The organism is Pantoea sp. SGAir0215, assembly GCF_043543215.1.
Genome location: NZ_CP028031.1, coordinates 2,828,107 through 2,844,577 on the forward strand (window position 1 = coordinate 2,828,107; position 16,471 = coordinate 2,844,577).

Sequence of the window (16,471 nt, forward strand, 5' to 3'; positions counted from 1 at the left end):
AGTGATGACCGACAAACTTCAGACGCAGTTGATCACGCGTTTTTTCCGTTATCTGGCGGTGAGCAGTCAGAGTGATGCAAAGTCCAGCACCTTACCGAGCACCCCGAGTCAACATGCGATGGCGGCGCTGCTGGCGGATGAATTGCGCGAACTGGGGCTTGAACAGGTCGTCGTTGATGAACAGGCGACGGTAACGGCAGTTAAACCGGGCAACTGCCCTGACGCGCCACGCATTGGGTTTATTACGCACATTGATACGGTTGACGTCGGTCTGTCACCTGATATTCACCCGCAGATCCTGACCTGGCAGGGCGAAGATCTGTGCCTTAATCCCGAACAGAACATCTGGCTGCGCCGGGATGCGCATCCTGAAATTGCCCCTTATATGGGCCAGGACATTATTTTCAGCGACGGGACCAGCGTGCTGGGCGCCGATAACAAAGCGGCGGTTAGCGTTGTTATGACGTTAATGGAAAACCTGCAGGGTCAGCACGGTGATGTAGTCGTCGCGTTTGTCCCCGATGAAGAGATTGGCCTGCGCGGTGCCAAAGCGCTGGATCTTAACACCCGCTTTAATGTGGACTTTGCCTGGACCATCGACTGTTGTGAACTGGGTGAAGTGGTCTATGAAAACTTCAATGGCGCGGCGGCAGAGCTGTGTTTCACCGGGGTTCCCGCCCATCCGATGTCCGGTAAAGGTGTGCTGGTCAATCCGCTGCTGATGGCCCATGACTTTATCAGTCACTTCGACAGGCAGGCGACGCCCGAACACACGGAAGGCCGTGAAGGCTATATCTGGTTCAATGAAATGCAGGCCAATGCCAGTGTTGCGACGCTGAAAGCATCAATTCGCGATTTCGATCTGGCGAGCTTTGCCGCGCGCAAAGAACAATTGCAGCATGTTGCCAGCCTGATTGCTGAACGCTATCCCACCGGACAGGTCGAGATAACGATTCACGATATTTACAGCAATATCAGCAATGCCATGGGCGACGACCGCCGGGCGCTGGATCTGATTTTTGCTGCCATGCGCGATCTGGACATTACACCCAAAGTGATTCCCATGCGCGGCGGTACCGATGGCGCGGCCTTATCTGCCCGCGGTATTTTCACCCCTAACTTTTTCACAGGCGCGCACAATTTCCATTCACGTTTCGAATTCCTGCCGGTGAAGTCGTTCGTTAAGTCGTATCAGGTCGCGGAGAAACTGTGTTATCTGGCGGCGCAATCGGGGAGTACGGCAAAGACAGGCAGTTGAAACATCACCGCCTTCATGATGAAGGCGGTAGTCATATTGATTAGAAGGTGACCCAGTCGCCGTTCTCTGCCGTGGCGGCTTTTGGACGCAGTACAGGAGACGGTGCTGTTGCAGGGCCTGCAGACGCCGCTGGCGGCCTTCTGTCCTGTGTCAGCGCTACCGGCGCATCGCTCGATAACCGGAACTGTGCAACAGAAGCCTGAAGCGCTTCCGTCTGCAGCGCCAGCGCGCTGGCGGCGGCAGAAACCTCTTCAACCAGAGCCGCGTTTTGCTGCGTCACACTGTCCATTTCCGTCACGGCCGTACCAACCTGAGAAATGCCCTTGCTCTGCTCTTCCGAGGCGGCGGCGATCTGCTTCATAATTGCATCCACATCCTGGACGGATTTTAAAATGCCGCTCATCGTGCCGCCGGTGGTACCCACCAGTTCCGCGCCCTTTTCCACGCGCTGCACAGAATCGGCAATCAGCCCGGCGATTTCTTTCGCCGCACCGGCGCTGCGCTGTGCCAGATTGCGCACTTCACTGGCGACGACGGCAAAGCCTCGCCCTTGTTCACCGGCACGCGCGGCTTCTACGGCCGCATTCAGTGCCAGAATGTTGGTCTGAAACGCAATGCCGTTAATGACGTTGGTGATCTCAGCGATTTTCTTCGAGCTGTCGGAAATGCCGTTCATGGTGGTCACAACTTCATCCACCAGGTTGCCGCCCTGCTTCGCCGTCAGCGTTGCCGCTTCGGTCAGTGCACTGGCCTGACGGGCATTTTCCGCATTAAATTTCACGGTCGCGGTCAGCTGTTCCATACTGGCGGCGGTTTGCTCCAGCGCGGCAGCCTGCTCTTCCGTACGGGAGGACAGATCGTTATTACCAATAGAGATTTCGGCGGCACCGCGCGAGATATTCTCTGTGCCGCTGCGAATGGCACTGACCGCATCACGCAGGCTGTCCTGCATCGCACTGAGCAGCGGAACCAGTTTACCAACGCAGTTACGGCCCATATCCTGAACGGGTTTACTGAGATCCCCTTTGGCGATTACGGCAAAATGCTCGCGAATCTTCTCCAGCGGTTTGACCAACATTGTGACCAGATAACGATCGGTAAACAGCAGAATCAGCAGACCAATCACCACGGTGGCTGAAATCATCGTTTTAGTCACGGCGGTCAGACGATCCACTTCAACACGGGTTTGTCCCAGTTTCTTGTTCGCCACGTTGTTAAACGCTTCGGTGCTGGCACCGAAGGCGCGGCTGAGCGCAGGTGTGACGTCATTCGCCTGTTGACGATAGGCATCCAGCGAATCCTGACGGGCACGCTGCAACTGCACGGTGACGCCCTGATCCAGCAGTTGCTGCCATTTATCAATGACCTCATTCGTCACGGCCGCGTCCATAGGTCCGGGTGACAGCTGTTTAAACAGCGCCAGTTGATGACGCATGTTATCTAACGCCTGCTGTACCGGAGCAAAGGCGGTGTCATCCTGGGCGACACCGGCGGCCTTTTTCTCCATCACACGCGACAAACGCGTAATCATACGAAAATACTGGTCGTTACCCTGACTTAACGCGGTCATCTGCTCAACGATATGGCGATCCACATCATTGCCATCACTGAGGGAGTTAAGCGAATGAATGCTGAACAGCCCAATGCCGCTCCACAACAGACTAAACAGTCCCAGAATGGTCAACATAACCGTGCGAATAGTGAAATTTTTAAGCATACCCATACAGAAATCCCTTGAACGTTAATCCGTAAAACCGGACACAGGAGATTTATCGGCAGCTCGCGGGAAAATGTAACGGTATTGTTATTTTTTTTCATCCACCCGCACAGATAATGTGCGGGTGGAAATGTGCAGGCCGGCGTACGTCTGGCATGCACCGCGCTGGTTCACCCTTTACAGTCGCACCAGGCGGGACATCATCAAACGGAACAAAGCGAGGCGGCGGCGCATAAAACCCGGTAACAGTTTGAGAGCCGCTTGACCCTGCCATCCTAGTGACATTGTCACGTCATGCTTTTTGCGCCAGGCGGGCCAGCGTTGTTTGCCTTCAATCATCGTCGTGTGTGGGGTTACATCACATGCGAAACGAAACCAGTAATCGCAAACCTGTTGAGAAAAAGCATGATCTGCGGCGGTAAAGGTGCGATCGTCGTCGGCAGGCGGCATCATCGCCAGCGTATTCATCACGTAAGGGATTTCATTACCATGCCAGGTGCCGTGCGGGTAGAGATCGCGCGATCGTTCTGAAACGTAGTCGAACCAGTAGCGCCAGCCCGGCATGCCCGCTTTCTCCTGCGCACGCATGATCAGCCAGGGAACAATGCTAAACGTCATATCCCGCGCGACAGCCCGCCCCAGCAGCGCATCATCCCCGGTACGGTAAATCCAGCGCAGTAACCGATAATGAAAATGGTTATTACGCCGTAGCTGTCCCACCACGGCGGCAGCCTCCACGCCAAACCAGACCAGTACGCTCGCTTCATCGCTGTTACTGCCCGCCATCAGCGGCAGGCGGTGCTGTTTTCCCGCCATCAACGTTTTCAGGACCGGCTCGGGCAGCACCGTATCACCGGCAATGGCCACCGGACCGAGGCCCAGCGAGCTGTCCAGCGGCCAGAAGGCGTCCGCAGGCAGCTCACGCAGCTGCGCCATGCTGGCATCCGCCGGTAAACCCAGCGCGGTCGCCACCATAACGCCTTTTTCACGTGCCGCGTCGCGGGTGACGTCTGGCAGGCTATAGGCACTTTGCACGATCCCTTTGTGGAACAACCCCCGGGACAGCGGTGAGCAGCAAAGCGAAAGCACACTGCGGGCGCCCGACGATTCGCCAAACAGCGTCACGTTGCTGGCATTCCCGCCAAACGCGGCGATATGCTGCTGTACCCATCGTAATGCCGCGATCTGATCAAGCAGCGCGAAATTGTTGATATGGCCCGTGTCAGCCTGCTCTTTTTCCAGTGCGGGATGAGCAAAAAAACCCAGATGTCCCAAACGGTAGTTAAGGGTCACCACCACCGCACCCCGCGAGGCTAAGGGTTTTCCACTATAGGGTGCCAGCCCACCTGAACCGATCGTAAAGCCACCGCCGTGAAGCCAGACCATGACCGGGAGTGGAACCTCTGGCTGCAGCTCTGGCGTCCAGACGTTGAGGTACAGGCAGTCTTCACTGAATACACCAGGATCGCCTCCGCCAATCGCCAGGCAGTAGTCACGATTCTGCCAACTCGCTGCAGAAAAGTGCTGTGCATTGCGTACACCGTGCCAGGGCTTAACCGGTTGTGGCGCGCGCCAGCGATACGCGCCGACAGGCGGTGCCGCATACGGAATGCCCTTGAATACAAAGATCCCGTCATCAAGGGTGCCCTGCAGTTCTCCGTCAGTCAGCGCGATTTTCAGGCCGTCATTTTTCATGCAGTGTTCCTTGTTAGCGTGCCTTTTCATTATTTCAGGCAATCTGATGTTGTCCAGTTCTGACGCGTTGTTAAGCAAAACGGTAAATACGCTGAAAAATCGCCCGAAGGCGTCGCCGTGATTGACCCCTGTCATGAAAATGTTTTTAGTGGAGAGCGTAACGAAAACGCCTTTGAGGAACTGACAATGTTTAGCGGTATCAATCAGGTTTTTGTGCGCATGACCGATCATCCCGATCTCGGCAAACTGTTGCTACGTCTGACTCTGGGGGGATTATTGCTGTTTCATGGTGAGTTTAAGCTCGTGCATGGCGTGGGCTGGATTGCCCATTTACTGCGACAACACGGTCTGCCGGGCTTTATCGCCTGGGGTGCCTGGATAGGGGAAATAATTGCACCGCTGATGCTGATCGCAGGCTTCATGACCCGGCCAGCGGCGTTTATCATTGCCGTGAATATGGTTGTCGCCACGCTGCTGGTCAAAACCGGCGCAGTGTGGCATCGCACCGATGTCGGTGCCTGGGCACTGGAAACGGAAGCACTTTACCTGTTCGGCGCTCTGGTGGTGATGTTTCTGGGGGCGGGAAGATTTACGCTGGTCCGTGATACGCGCCTGCAGTAAAGGAAAAACGGGGCGGTTCCGCCCCGTTCATATTATAAGGTAATGCCGCAGCGCTGTAAGGACGCCCGCTGCCTCTCTGCATACAGCACCATTTCATCCTGCACGGGGCAGCCCAGTGCGGTTTCAAAGCTGCTCCGGCTTGCCTGTCCCGCCGAACGTGTCGGCGTTTTGTCCCCGAGATTAGACTGAAAAATCCCTGCCGCACTGACAGGCAGAAAATCTTCATAAATAACAGGATCCGCCAGAATCCGCCCCTGCTCAATCAGACTTGCCAGTGATTCCCCACGCTGCGGCGGTTCCGCTCGCCCTTTTTCGCTGAGCCGATAAGTAAACCAGGCTAAGCCGGCTTCACGTAATGCGTTTTCATCATCCGGGAAAGCCGCAAAGGTCGCCGTGAGCTGCTGCTGGTGCTGCTGATTATCCGCACCGCTCCCGGCTTCGCTGAGCAGACGATCGTAAAGCGCGCGGCCCTGCGGCGTTAAGGCCGCGCCGCGCTGTTCGATCTCACCGAAGCGCGCCGTGTGCGTGCCCTCAAAACCGTCGGTGAAAATGACGGGTTCTTCCAGTGCCTTGAAGCTGGTCTGGCGTAACAAAACAGGCACCTTACGCCGGGGCGGACCTTCGATCACCGTTTTGGGATCAATGCCATACGTCGGCATCAGCGCCTGGACACGATCAATATCCAGCGTACGTGGCGTAAGATGATTGATATGGCAGGCCGGAAAACATACCACATCCGCGATCAACCGATGTTGTTGGTTCAGCGCCTGATAGGTGCGGCTCTCCACAAGGCTGTGTGAATGCCAGCGGAAGGTTTCCAGCGCTTCGTTGATAAACGCCTGCGCCTGGGGCGCCGTCAGTCCGCCCTGCTGTTGATGCAGCGCGATGAGGTTTCGGCATTCCGGCGTGAAAATATCGCGCGAGGCTAAAATCCGTGCGGCTTCATCCCGAAGCGCCGGGTCGGCAATCAGCTCCAGCCGTAACAGCGAGGTAAAAATACGAAAAGGATTGCGCTGCAGCGCTTCATCATCAATGGGGCGAAACGCGGTGGAGTGCACCGGTACGCCCGCCTGCGACAGATCATAATAGCCCACCGGAAACATGCCCATGACGGCAAACATCTGGCGCAGCATGGCAAGCTCGTCCGCGCTACCGACGCGAATGGCCCCGTGGCGCTCCAGACTGAGGCGGCTGAGTTCATCGGCCTCGGTCAGCCGTTGCTCTAGCACGCTATCAGCTGCAAGCGTTGCCTCATTAACCGCTTTCACCAACTGCATCAGCGTCCCGTAGAGCGGCACTTCCTGCTGATACATGTCCGACATGGCCTGGGAGAAGCCCGTGCGAATCGTATCCGCACTGATAAAGTTATCCATATTTACCACCTGACAGCATGAGCGTTGCAGCTACTGTAATCCAACGCGCTGCGGTCAGCGGAAAATATCATGAATTTGTGATCGGCTTAAAACCGTAGCGATTTTTCACCACCAGCATCACGGTGGTCAGCAGTGCCGGTATAGCGAGCAGCAAGAAAATAACGCTGAACGACCAGCCGAGTGACAACATTTCAGCCCCGACAAAGGCACTGAGGATGGCACCGATTCGGCCCACCCCGTGCATCCAGCTGGAACCGGTTGCGCGGGCATGGGTAGGATAGTAGCTGGCGGAAAGCGCATTCATGCCGGTATTCGCTCCGTTAAAACAAAAACCGCTGCAGAAGGCAATGGCGCTCATGATAACGACCTGCGGCGGTGAAAAACCCAGCGCGACAATAGCGATACCGCCGCAGAAGTAGATCACAGCCAGCGACAGACTGGCATTGAAGCGATCCATCAGCCAGCCGGCAAACAGCGATCCCAGCGTGCCGCCTGCCTGGTACATCGCGGTGATTATCGCCGCTTCCGTCACGGACATTCCCTGTGTATTGACCAGGGATGGCAGCCAGCTGCCGATCAGATACACCAGGAACAGCCCCATAAAATAGCCGCCCCAGAGCATCAGGCTGCCGATGCGGTAGCGAGGAGAAATGACCGTTGCGATGGCGCTGTGTTCAGCAGGTGATTTTTCCGCTTCGGTCGCATGGAAATGCGTATCCGGGCTCGTACTGCCGGGAAGAATACGTTCAAGAATGGCGCGAATGTGCTGCGCGGGCGCACCGCGACTAATCAGGAAACGTACCGATTCAGGAAGCTGACGGATCAGAACCGGCAGGACCAGCAAAGGAAGAATACCGCCCAGCAACAGAACGGAATGCCAGTCGTAACGTGGTAACAACCATGACGCGGCAAAGCCGCCGCTGGCGGCCCCAAAGGTAAAGCCACAAAACACCACGGTGATAATGAATGAACGGCGCCGCTCCGGCGCATATTCAGCCACCAGCGTACTAACGTTGGGCATGGCCGCTCCCAGCCCCAGCCCGGTCAAAAAACGGAACAGGATCATCTGTTCGATACTATGGGAAAATGCGGTCACCAGCGTCCACAGACCAAAAAACAGGACGCTGAAAATGATCATTAACCGGCGGCCAAAGCGGTCGGCCAGCGGCCCGGCGACCATCGCCCCCAGCGCCAGACCAATCAGCGCTGCACTGATCACGACACCCAACTGATGAGTACTGACGTGCCAGGCGGTTTTCAGCGTCGGCGCGATAAAGCCCATCAGGGCAATATCCATACCATCGAGCGCAACCACGATAAAACAGAGTACAATTAACCGAATTTGGCCACCACTCAGAGTACCCTGATTAATTAACTGGCGAACATCTACCGCCTCGACACTGCTCACGGGTAAACTCCTCAACGGCTGACTTAAACAACTATCAGATTTGGTAAAAAAAACGGCACTTATGATAGCTGATCGTTAACGATAAAACGCATGAAATTTTCGGCCGAAGCAGAAGCAATGCGGTAAGTTGATGTTTTTTCAGCAACCGTGAAAAACGCCCTGTCAGGCAAAAAAACAACGCCATCATTAATAATCAACCACTTAAAACGCTCCGCTGCAAAAAGTACACATTGTTAATAAAAATTTGCAGCAAAGTTAACAAAATCCAGCTTAAATAGTTGCCTGTCACCTGGCAATGTCATTAAGTTGGGTAAATGGAAAAAAATATCCTTTTCAATCAGCGCATTCGCTTGCGCCATTTACATGCCTTTGTTGCCGTCGCGCAGCAGGGAACCCTGGGGCGTGCAGCCGAGACCTTAAGTCTCAGTCAACCTGCGCTTTCTAAAACCCTCAACGAACTTGAAGAACTCACCGGCGTCCGCCTGTTCGAACGCGGTCGGCTGGGCGCACAACTGACCACCATGGGAGAACAGTTTCTTATCCATGCGGTAAAAGTGTTAGAAGCGCTGAATCATGCCGGCCAGAGTTTTAATGAACAGATTAACGAGCGTCCGGTAGTCATTCGTCTTGGTGCCTTAACCACGGCGGCGATGGGCATGTTGCCACAGATTCTTGACCGTTTTCACCAACTGCGTCCCAACACGACCATTCAGGTTGCCACCTTACATAATAATGTGTTGCTGGCGGGGCTGAGAGCGGGCGAGTTTGATCTGGGCATCGGCCGAATGGCGGATAAAGAGATGATGACCGGCCTGACCTATGAACTGCTGTTTCTGGAGTCATTAAAGCTGGTCGTCAGACCGGAGCATCCGCTTTTAAGTGACAACGTCACGCTTTCACGTGCCATGCAGTGGCCTGTTGTGATTTCCCCGGAAGGCACCGCGCCGCGCCGCCTGGCACAGCAGATGCTGGATGAGCAAGGGTGCTGTCTGCCGCCCCATTGCGTCGAAACGTCTTCAACGTCGCTGGCCCGTCAGCTGGCGCTGCGCTATGACTACATCTGGTTTGTGCCTTCCGGGGCCGTCAAAGAAGATCTCAGCCACAATGCCCTGATATCGTTGCCCATCACCTCTCCCGGCCCGGGTGAACCCGTAGGGATAATCACGCGCACCGGTAACACCTTAAGCCTGAGCGCCGAAGTGTTGATGAGTACCATTCGTAAGTTTCACAGCTAGCGACTGCGTTTAGCATGGCGCTCCCAGTTTTCCTGACGCGCTTTTTCCGTTTTGCGTAGACCGACATAGAGCGCACCGGAGCCGCCATGCTGCTTCTGTGCGACACAAAAGGTCTGGACGTCGTCAAATTCACGCAACCAGCGGTCAAGATAGCTGCGCACAATGTTGGCATGAGAGTCATTGTCCCGGCCTTTGCCGTGAATAATCAGCAGGTTTCTGTAGCCGGCTTTACGGACATCCTGCATGAAGGTAAACAAATTTTGACGGCAGGTTTCAACAGGCTGGCGTAGCAGATTCAGGCTGGCATCCAGCGCATATTGCCCCTTGCGTAATTTATCCAGCACGCCCTGCTGGATGCCTTCAGCTTTAAACTCAAGTTGCTGCTCAAGAGGAATGATGTCCAGGTAACCGCGGGTTAAAAAGTTTTCGTCTTCAGGTTCTGGTGACCGAGGCGGCACTTTTTTGCTGGCAGCGCTGTGATTCCAGCGCGTATTTTCTGCATCTTTGAGTGGCGTAACGTCATTCATCGCGTCACGAAACAGATTGTCATCGTCAAGGTTCATGGCTCGCCCCTGGTAAATGATATGACGCAAAATTGACTTGAAACCAAATAGTAGCAAAATCGGTAAAGCCTGCGCTAATCCCGTTTTTATCGTCCCTTCTGGCCTTTCAGATTAAGATAAATTCTGTATGAGATCAAAAATCCGTAAAGATTTGTTTCCGATCTTAATAAGATGACATCAAAAAACCCTGTCATAACAGCCTTTAGCAGCATTGCGGAAACCACACTTTTTGTATGCCTAAAAACTGCTCGGATGAGTTCCCTTACACCGAGAAAATGGTAAAATTGACCCCAGTCAATTATCGTCGAGCAAACTACTATGTTCCCTGAAAAACGTATTCAGTCAGGCGGTTGTGCGATTCACTGCCAGGATTGCAGCATCAGTCAGCTATGCATCCCTTTCACCCTTAATGAACATGAGCTGGATCAGCTTGATAATATTATTGAGCGAAAAAAACCCATTCAAAAAGGCCATACGCTGTTCAAAGCGGGTGATGAGCTGAAGTCGCTCTACGCAATCCGTTCCGGCACCATTAAAAGCTATACCATCACCGAGCAGGGAGATGAACAAATCACCGGTTTTCACCTGGCCGGCGATCTGGTGGGATTTGACGCCATTATGAACGCCAGCCATCCCAGCTTCGCCCAGGCGCTGGAAACGGCGATGGTCTGCGAAATTCCTTTCGATACGCTGGATGACCTGTCCGGCAAAATGCCTGCCCTGCGTCAGCAGATGATGCGCCTGATGAGCGGTGAAATTAAAGGCGACCAGGACATGATTTTGCTGCTGTCCAAGAAAAACGCGGAAGAGCGCCTGGCCGCCTTCGTCTGGAACTTATCCCGCCGCTATGGCCAGCGCGGCTTCTCACAGCGTGAGTTCCGTTTGACGATGACGCGCGGCGATATCGGGAACTATCTGGGGTTAACCGTTGAAACCATTAGCCGACTGCTGGGGCGTTTCCAGAAATCGGGTATGCTGGCCGTAAAAGGCAAATATATCACCATTGAGAACCACGCGATGCTGGAAGCGCTGGCCGGTCAGAGTCACCAGGCGGCGTAATCCTCAGGCCGGGTTAACAAATCTTATTTTGTTGATCCGGCTACATCTTTTCACTTTCTTAGTGCACTTAACATAGGCTATCTTTAAACCAGTCGCGTCGGTCTAAGGAGAGTAGCCTATGTCCCAGTATCAAAACATTCTGGTCGCCATTGATCCTCAGCAGGATGACCAGCCCGCGCTGCGACGTGCGGTCTATCTCAACCAGCTTATCGGCGGCAAAATCAAAGCATTTCTGCCCATCTACGACTTTTCATACGAAATGACCACCTTGCTGTCACCAGATGAACGCACCGCGATGCGTCAGGGTGTGATCAGCCAGCGCTCGGAATGGATTCGTGAACAGGCGCAGGCTTATCTGGATGCTGGTGTGGATATAGACATTAAAGTCATCTGGCACAACCGGCCCTATGAAGCAATCATCCAGGAAGTGCTGGCGCATCAACATGATTTAGTGCTGAAAATGGCGCACCAGCACGACCGGCTGGAAGCCGTTATTTTTACACCGACAGACTGGCACCTGTTACGTAAGTGCCCTTGCCCGGTGTGGATGGTTAAGGATCAACCCTGGCCCGAAGGCGGCAAAGCGCTGGTGGCGGTCAATCTGGCCAGCGAAGAACCGCACCACGATGCGCTTAATCAGAAACTCATTCGCGAAACCGTTAAACTGGCCGAAAGCGTCAATCATACCGAAGTGCATCTGGTGGGCGCCTATCCGATTACGCCAATCAACATTGCTATCGAACTGCCCGATTTTGATCCCAGCGTCTACAACGATGCCATTCGCGGCCAGCATCTGGTAGCCATGAAGGCCCTGCGACAAAAATTCTCCATCAGTGAAGAGTTTACCCACGTTGAAAAAGGCCTGCCGGAAGAAGTGATCCCGGAATTGTCCGCCCACCTTGGCGCGGGCATTGTGGTGTTAGGGACGATTGGACGGACCGGACTGTCGGCAGCTTTCCTGGGGAATACGGCTGAGCAGGTGATCGATCACCTGCGCTGTGACCTGCTGGCGATTAAGCCGGATGATTTTGTCTCGCCCATTACGCTTGACGACGAAGACGAGCACGATTAACGCGGCCCTCAGTAAAAAGGGCGACGGTTATCGTCGCCCTTTTCTTTTACAGCGCTTTCAGAATACTTTCTACGCTGGCTTTGGCATCCCCAAATAGCATGTGAGTATTTTCTTTAAAGAACAGCGGATTTTGCACACCGGCATAGCCCGTATTCATTGAGCGTTTGAACACAATAACGTTTTGCGCTTTCCACACTTCCAGCACCGGCATACCGGCAATCGGGCTGCCCGGATCATCCTGCGCCGCAGGATTAACCGTGTCGTTGGCCCCGATAACCAGTACCGTATCGGTATCGCTAAAATCATCGTTGATTTCGTCCATTTCCAGCACCACGTCATAAGGCACTTTCGCCTCTGCCAGCAGAACGTTCATATGGCCGGGCAAACGGCCGGCGACCGGATGAATACCAAAACGCACGTTGATGCCGCGGGCGCGGAGTTTTTCCGTGATTTCCGCTACCGGATACTGTGCCTGTGCAACGGCCATGCCGTAGCCGGGCGTAATGATCACGGAACGGGAAGATCGGAGCATCTCTGCCGTTTCTTCTGCGCTGATTTCACGATGTTCGCCGGTCTCATCACTTGCCGTTGAAGCTGTGCCATCGCTGCCAAATCCACCGGCAATGACGCTGATAAACGAGCGATTCATGGCCTTACACATTATGTAAGAGAGAATTGCCCCCGAGGAACCAACTAGTGCACCGGTCACGATAAGCAGATCGTTACTGAGCATAAACCCTGCCGCTGCGGCCGCCCAACCGGAATAAGAGTTGAGCATCGAAACAACGACCGGCATGTCTGCACCACCGATGGAGGCCACCAGGTGCCAGCCAAACGCCAACGCAATGATAAGCATGATCACCAGCGCAAACACCTGCGCACCGAGACTTTGCGTGTTGACAAACCACAGTAGCAGTAAAAACGAGACGACCAGCGCCAGCAGATTCAGCTTATGCCGCTGAGGCAGCATTAAGGGCCGCGACGAGAGTTTGCCACACAACTTGCCAAAGGCGACCAGCGAGCCCGTAAAGGTGACCGCACCGATAAAGATGCCGATAAAGACTTCGCTGAGATGGATGTTTTCAATAACTGCCGGCAAGCCAGGAGCATGATCGATATAGCTGTTAATGCCTACCAGTACGGCGGCCAGGCCGACGAAGTTGTGCAGTATCGCCACCAGCTCGGGCATTTCGGTCATTTCTACCCGTTTCGCCAGCCGAATACCGATGGCACCGCCAATAACCATCGCCAGTAAAATCCAGACAACATGACTGCTGTCGGGACCAAATACAGACGCGATCAGCGCAATCGCCATGCCGCTGATACCAAATATATTGCCCTGTCTTGAGGTCTCATGTTTTGAAAGACCCGCCAGACTCATAATGAACAGAATTGCAGCAACGATATAGGCTGCCGTCACTAATCCGCCAGACATAGCTTACCCCTTACGAAACATTTTCAGCATACGCTGCGTGACGGTGAAGCCACCGAAGATATTGATGCTGGCGATCAATACGGCAATAAAAGAAAGAAAACTCACCCAGCCGCCGTGCCCCATTTGCAATATTGCCCCTACCACAATAATGCCCGAAATCGCATTGGTGACTGACATGAGCGGCGTATGCAGCGCATGACTCACATTCCAGACCACGTAGTAGCCCACCACACAGGCCAGCGCAAAGACGGTGAAATGTGACAGGAATTCACTGGGGGCAACATTCGCGAGGCAGGCGAAGAGTACGACAGCGCCTGCCAGCAGCCCATATTTACGCCGGGGGGAAACGGGTGCCGCCGGGCTTTTCGTTTGCGCCGGTGCAGCGGCAGCCGCGGTCTTCGGCGCGGCGGAGACCTGAACTGGCGGCGCAGGCCAGGTGATCTCGCCGTCTCGAATCACCGTGACACTGCGGATGACGACGTCATCAAAGTCAATGACGATCTCGCCATTCTTTTCTTTACAAAGCAATTTCATCAGGTTGACGAGATTGCTGCCGTAGAGCTGAGATGATTGCGTCGGTAACCGGCTGGGCAGATCCGTATACCCGATAATTTTTACGCCGTTGTCCGTTACAGTGACCCGATCGGCGACGGTAAGCGCACAGTTGCCGCCGGTTTGTGCCGCCAGGTCAACAATGACGCTGCCAGGCTTCATGCTGGCCACCATTTCCCTGGTGATCAACGTCGGCGCAGGTTTACCCGGAATCAGCGCCGTGGTGACAATAATATCCACCTCCTGGGCCTGCTGAGCGAAAAGCGCCATTTCTGCTTTAATAAAAGCATCCGACATGACTCTGGCGTAACCATCACCACTGCCCGCCTCTTCTTTGAAATCCAGTTCAAGGAACTCTGCGCCCATACTTTGCACTTGTTCCTTCACTTCCGGACGCGTGTCAAAGGCGCGAACAACCGCGCCCAGGCTGCCTGCGGCACCGATTGCCGCCAGACCCGCCACGCCCGCACCAATCACCATCACTTTGGCAGGCGGGACTTTCCCGGCAGCGGTGATCTGACCGGTGAAAAAGCGACCAAATTCGTGTGCTGCCTCCACGATGGCCCGATAACCTGCAATATTGGCCATTGAGCTCAGCGCATCCAGCGACTGCGCACGGGAAATACGGGGCACGGCGTCCATCGCCATAACGGTGACCTTACGCGCAGCCAGTTTATCCAGCAGTTCAGGGTGCTGAGCAGGCCAGATAAAACTGACCAGCGTGCTGCCCTCGCGCATCAGTGCAATGTCGTCTTCACCGGGTGCATTCACTTTCAGCACAATATCGGCTTGCCAGACCTGCTGGCGATCGGTCAGCGTGGCGCCGGCGTTGACATAGCTGTCATCATCAAAACTGGCAGGCTTACCCGCACCCTGTTCAATCGTGACGCTAAAACCCAGCCTGATGAATTGTTCAACGGTTTTCGGCGTGGCAGCCACGCGCGACTCATTGGCTGACCGCTCTTTGGGTATTCCAATTAACATAGTGTTCCCTTTCATCGATTAAAGGATGATGCCCCTTGTGGTACAGACTGCTCTGACGTCATCCGCGTTCAGGCGGTGTGAATAAATGCAAGGGCATAATCGTGTCTAAACCTACTGAAAATGTTACAGGTGATCTACTGCACAGACGCACCAATGTCACATTCGCGGTAATATCCAGTTTTGGCCTCGTTATGCCGCATAACGTCACTGTCTGATCGCATCACTGGCAGATAATTAACTAACTAAGCGCCCTTCGATACGAATATTCCTTTCGGAAAAACCTAAATTTAACAACGCATTAACGGTTTTGATAAAGCTACGAACGTTTATTTCATCTGCCTGTCTTAAGCGTAAGGTAAAATACCGAGTCGTGACGCCGTGATAAAAAAAACCGGATCACAACGAGAGAGAAATCGCAAAAATTGGCTGCGACAGCGTGTTTATAACATGTAATAATCAGCAGCTATTCTGTTATACATCAAGAGTCCAGCACGTTTTCGTACTCATTTTGCGTAAGGCGAAGGATCATTTTTATGAAGCTGAAGAACACTATTCTGGCATCTACATTGTTATCTCTGCTGGCGGGAAATGCGTTTGCCGCTAAAGAGCTGACGCCAGAACAAGCGGCCGCGTTGAAGCCATTCGAACGTATTAATATCACCGGTCGTTTTAATGCAATTGGCGATGCGGCGGATGCCGTCTCCAAACGTGCTGATGAACTGAATGCAGATTCGTATTACATTCAAGGTATTAACGACAGCAACGGTAACAGTGGTAACTGGCGCGTAACCGCGGATCTGTATAAGGCGAATGCGCCTAAAGCGAGTCAGGAAACCGACTACCGGATGTTTAATGGCCTGAAAGAGCTGCCGAAAGCGGAAGCCTATCGCCTTGAACCCTTTGATACCGTGACGGTGACCGGCTTTTTCCCCAGCCAGCCCGATGTGAACGAGGCAATTTCTAAAGCCGCGAAAGAAAAAGGCGCTGCGTCCTTCTTTATTGTGCGTCAGGTTGATGCCAATACAGGTGGCAACCAGTTCATTACCGCTTACATCTATAAGGCGGATGCAAAACAGCGCGCCGTGCAGAGCCCGGATAGCATTCCGGCTGATTCTCAGGCAGGTAAAGCCGCGCTGGCCGCAGGCGGTGCTGAGGCGAAAAAAGTCGAGATTCCGGGCGTTGCCTCCTCTGAAACCCCAAGCAATGCCGTGGGCCGCTTCTTTGAAACGCAGAGTTCAACCGGTAAACGCTATTCTGTGACGCTGCCAGACGGCCGGGAAATCCAGGAGCTGAACGCAGTCACCGCGGCACAGATGCAGCCGTTTGATACGGTCACCTTCAGCGGCCATTTCGGCACACCAACCGAAGTTTCGCAGGAAGCCGCCAAACGTGCGGCTGGCAAAGGTGCGAAGTTCTACCACATCACACGCCAGTGGCAGAACCAGAGCGGGGGTAACCTCACCGTGACCGCCGATCTGTTCAAATAAGCAATTAAGGGC

General features: G+C 54.2%; 13 protein-coding genes. 6 read left to right on the forward strand and 7 right to left on the reverse strand.

Going from position 1 to position 16,471, the window contains the following annotated elements:
• Positions 1 to 4: 4 nt before the first annotated feature.
• A complete protein-coding gene (pepT, locus tag C1N64_RS13250) occupies positions 5 to 1,258 on the forward strand; it encodes a peptidase T (protein ID WP_394514874.1) in 1,254 nt (417 codons plus the stop codon).
• Positions 1,259 to 1,298: 40 nt separating this feature from the next.
• Here the strand turns inward: pepT and C1N64_RS13255 are convergent, their stop codons facing one another.
• A complete protein-coding gene (locus C1N64_RS13255) occupies positions 1,299 to 2,981 on the reverse strand; it encodes a methyl-accepting chemotaxis protein (RefSeq protein ID WP_039340263.1) in 1,683 nt (560 codons plus the stop codon).
• Between the two features lie 171 nt (positions 2,982 to 3,152).
• Positions 3,153 to 4,670 (reverse strand): carboxylesterase/lipase family protein, encoded by a 1,518-nt coding sequence (locus tag C1N64_RS13260; protein ID WP_033741750.1) that lies wholly within the window; start codon positions 4,668 to 4,670, stop codon positions 3,153 to 3,155.
• Positions 4,671 to 4,856: 186 nt separating this feature from the next.
• Here C1N64_RS13260 and C1N64_RS13265 point away from each other — a divergent pair, with 186 nt between their 5' ends.
• A complete protein-coding gene (locus C1N64_RS13265) occupies positions 4,857 to 5,291 on the forward strand; it encodes a DoxX family protein (protein WP_058701859.1) in 435 nt (144 codons plus the stop codon).
• A 32-nt stretch (positions 5,292 to 5,323) separates the two neighbouring features.
• Here the strand turns inward: C1N64_RS13265 and C1N64_RS13270 are convergent, their stop codons facing one another.
• Together C1N64_RS13270 and C1N64_RS13275 are read right to left on the reverse strand one after the other, a co-directional pair.
• Positions 5,324 to 6,664 (reverse strand): 2-oxoadipate dioxygenase/decarboxylase HglS, encoded by a 1,341-nt coding sequence (locus tag C1N64_RS13270; protein ID WP_033741752.1) that lies wholly within the window; start codon positions 6,662 to 6,664, stop codon positions 5,324 to 5,326.
• 67 nt (positions 6,665 to 6,731) lie between these two features.
• Positions 6,732 to 8,072, reverse strand: a complete 1,341-nt coding sequence (locus C1N64_RS13275; RefSeq protein ID WP_033741755.1) for an MFS transporter — start codon at positions 8,070 to 8,072, stop codon at positions 6,732 to 6,734.
• Between the two features lie 314 nt (positions 8,073 to 8,386).
• Here C1N64_RS13275 and C1N64_RS13280 point away from each other — a divergent pair, with 314 nt between their 5' ends.
• Entirely contained in the window at positions 8,387 to 9,307 is a 921-nt protein-coding gene (locus tag C1N64_RS13280) for a LysR substrate-binding domain-containing protein (RefSeq protein ID WP_033741756.1), read from the forward strand.
• On the opposite strand, the gene smrA is transcribed toward C1N64_RS13280, so the two are convergent.
• Positions 9,304 to 9,870, reverse strand: coding sequence for a DNA endonuclease SmrA (smrA, locus tag C1N64_RS13285; protein ID WP_033741758.1), 567 nt, complete (start codon positions 9,868 to 9,870; stop codon positions 9,304 to 9,306). The genes C1N64_RS13280 and smrA overlap by 4 nt on opposite strands.
• Before the next feature lie 318 nt (positions 9,871 to 10,188).
• Here smrA and C1N64_RS13290 point away from each other — a divergent pair, with 318 nt between their 5' ends.
• Positions 10,189 to 10,929 carry an FNR family transcription factor gene (locus C1N64_RS13290; RefSeq protein WP_006119246.1) on the forward strand — a complete coding sequence of 247 codons (741 nt, stop codon included), beginning with the start codon at positions 10,189 to 10,191 and terminating at the stop codon, positions 10,927 to 10,929.
• 118 nt (positions 10,930 to 11,047) lie between these two features.
• On the forward strand, positions 11,048 to 12,001 hold the full coding sequence (gene uspE / locus C1N64_RS13295) for a universal stress protein UspE (RefSeq protein ID WP_006119247.1): 954 nt from the start codon (positions 11,048 to 11,050) through the stop codon (positions 11,999 to 12,001).
• Between the two features lie 46 nt (positions 12,002 to 12,047).
• Here the strand turns inward: uspE and pntB are convergent, their stop codons facing one another.
• Both pntB and pntA read right to left on the reverse strand, forming a co-directional pair.
• Positions 12,048 to 13,436 carry a Re/Si-specific NAD(P)(+) transhydrogenase subunit beta gene (pntB, locus tag C1N64_RS13300; protein WP_394514875.1) on the reverse strand — a complete coding sequence of 463 codons (1,389 nt, stop codon included), beginning with the start codon at positions 13,434 to 13,436 and terminating at the stop codon, positions 12,048 to 12,050.
• A gap of 3 nt (positions 13,437 to 13,439) precedes the next feature.
• A complete protein-coding gene (gene pntA, locus C1N64_RS13305; RefSeq protein WP_394514876.1) occupies positions 13,440 to 14,972 on the reverse strand; it encodes a Re/Si-specific NAD(P)(+) transhydrogenase subunit alpha in 1,533 nt (510 codons plus the stop codon).
• A gap of 533 nt (positions 14,973 to 15,505) precedes the next feature.
• On the opposite strand from pntA, the gene ydgH reads away from it, so the two are divergent.
• Positions 15,506 to 16,459 carry a DUF1471 family protein YdgH gene (gene ydgH / locus C1N64_RS13310; RefSeq protein ID WP_006119253.1) on the forward strand — a complete coding sequence of 318 codons (954 nt, stop codon included), beginning with the start codon at positions 15,506 to 15,508 and terminating at the stop codon, positions 16,457 to 16,459.
• Positions 16,460 to 16,471 lie beyond the last annotated feature (12 nt).

Bases quoted from the DNA above. Each gene is read 5' to 3' on its own strand.
- C1N64_RS13255 (WP_039340263.1), bottom strand. From the start codon at position 2,981: ATGGGTATGCTTAAAAATTTCACTATTCGCACGGTTATGTTGACCATT.
- C1N64_RS13270 (WP_033741752.1), bottom strand. From the start codon at position 6,664: ATGGATAACTTTATCAGTGCGGATACGATTCGCACGGGCTTCTCCCAG.
- smrA (WP_033741758.1), bottom strand. From the start codon at position 9,870: ATGAACCTTGACGATGACAATCTGTTTCGTGACGCGATGAATGACGTT.
- ydgH (WP_006119253.1), top strand. From the start codon at position 15,506: ATGAAGCTGAAGAACACTATTCTGGCATCTACATTGTTATCTCTGCTG.
- C1N64_RS13265 (WP_058701859.1), top strand. From the start codon at position 4,857: ATGTTTAGCGGTATCAATCAGGTTTTTGTGCGCATGACCGATCATCCC.
- C1N64_RS13280 (WP_033741756.1), top strand. From the start codon at position 8,387: ATGGAAAAAAATATCCTTTTCAATCAGCGCATTCGCTTGCGCCATTTA.
- pntA (WP_394514876.1), bottom strand. From the start codon at position 14,972: ATGTTAATTGGAATACCCAAAGAGCGGTCAGCCAATGAGTCGCGCGTG.
- pntB (WP_394514875.1), bottom strand. From the start codon at position 13,436: ATGTCTGGCGGATTAGTGACGGCAGCCTATATCGTTGCTGCAATTCTG.
- C1N64_RS13290 (WP_006119246.1), top strand. From the start codon at position 10,189: ATGTTCCCTGAAAAACGTATTCAGTCAGGCGGTTGTGCGATTCACTGC.
- C1N64_RS13260 (WP_033741750.1), bottom strand. From the start codon at position 4,670: ATGAAAAATGACGGCCTGAAAATCGCGCTGACTGACGGAGAACTGCAG.
- uspE (WP_006119247.1), top strand. From the start codon at position 11,048: ATGTCCCAGTATCAAAACATTCTGGTCGCCATTGATCCTCAGCAGGAT.
- pepT (WP_394514874.1), top strand. From the start codon at position 5: ATGACCGACAAACTTCAGACGCAGTTGATCACGCGTTTTTTCCGTTAT.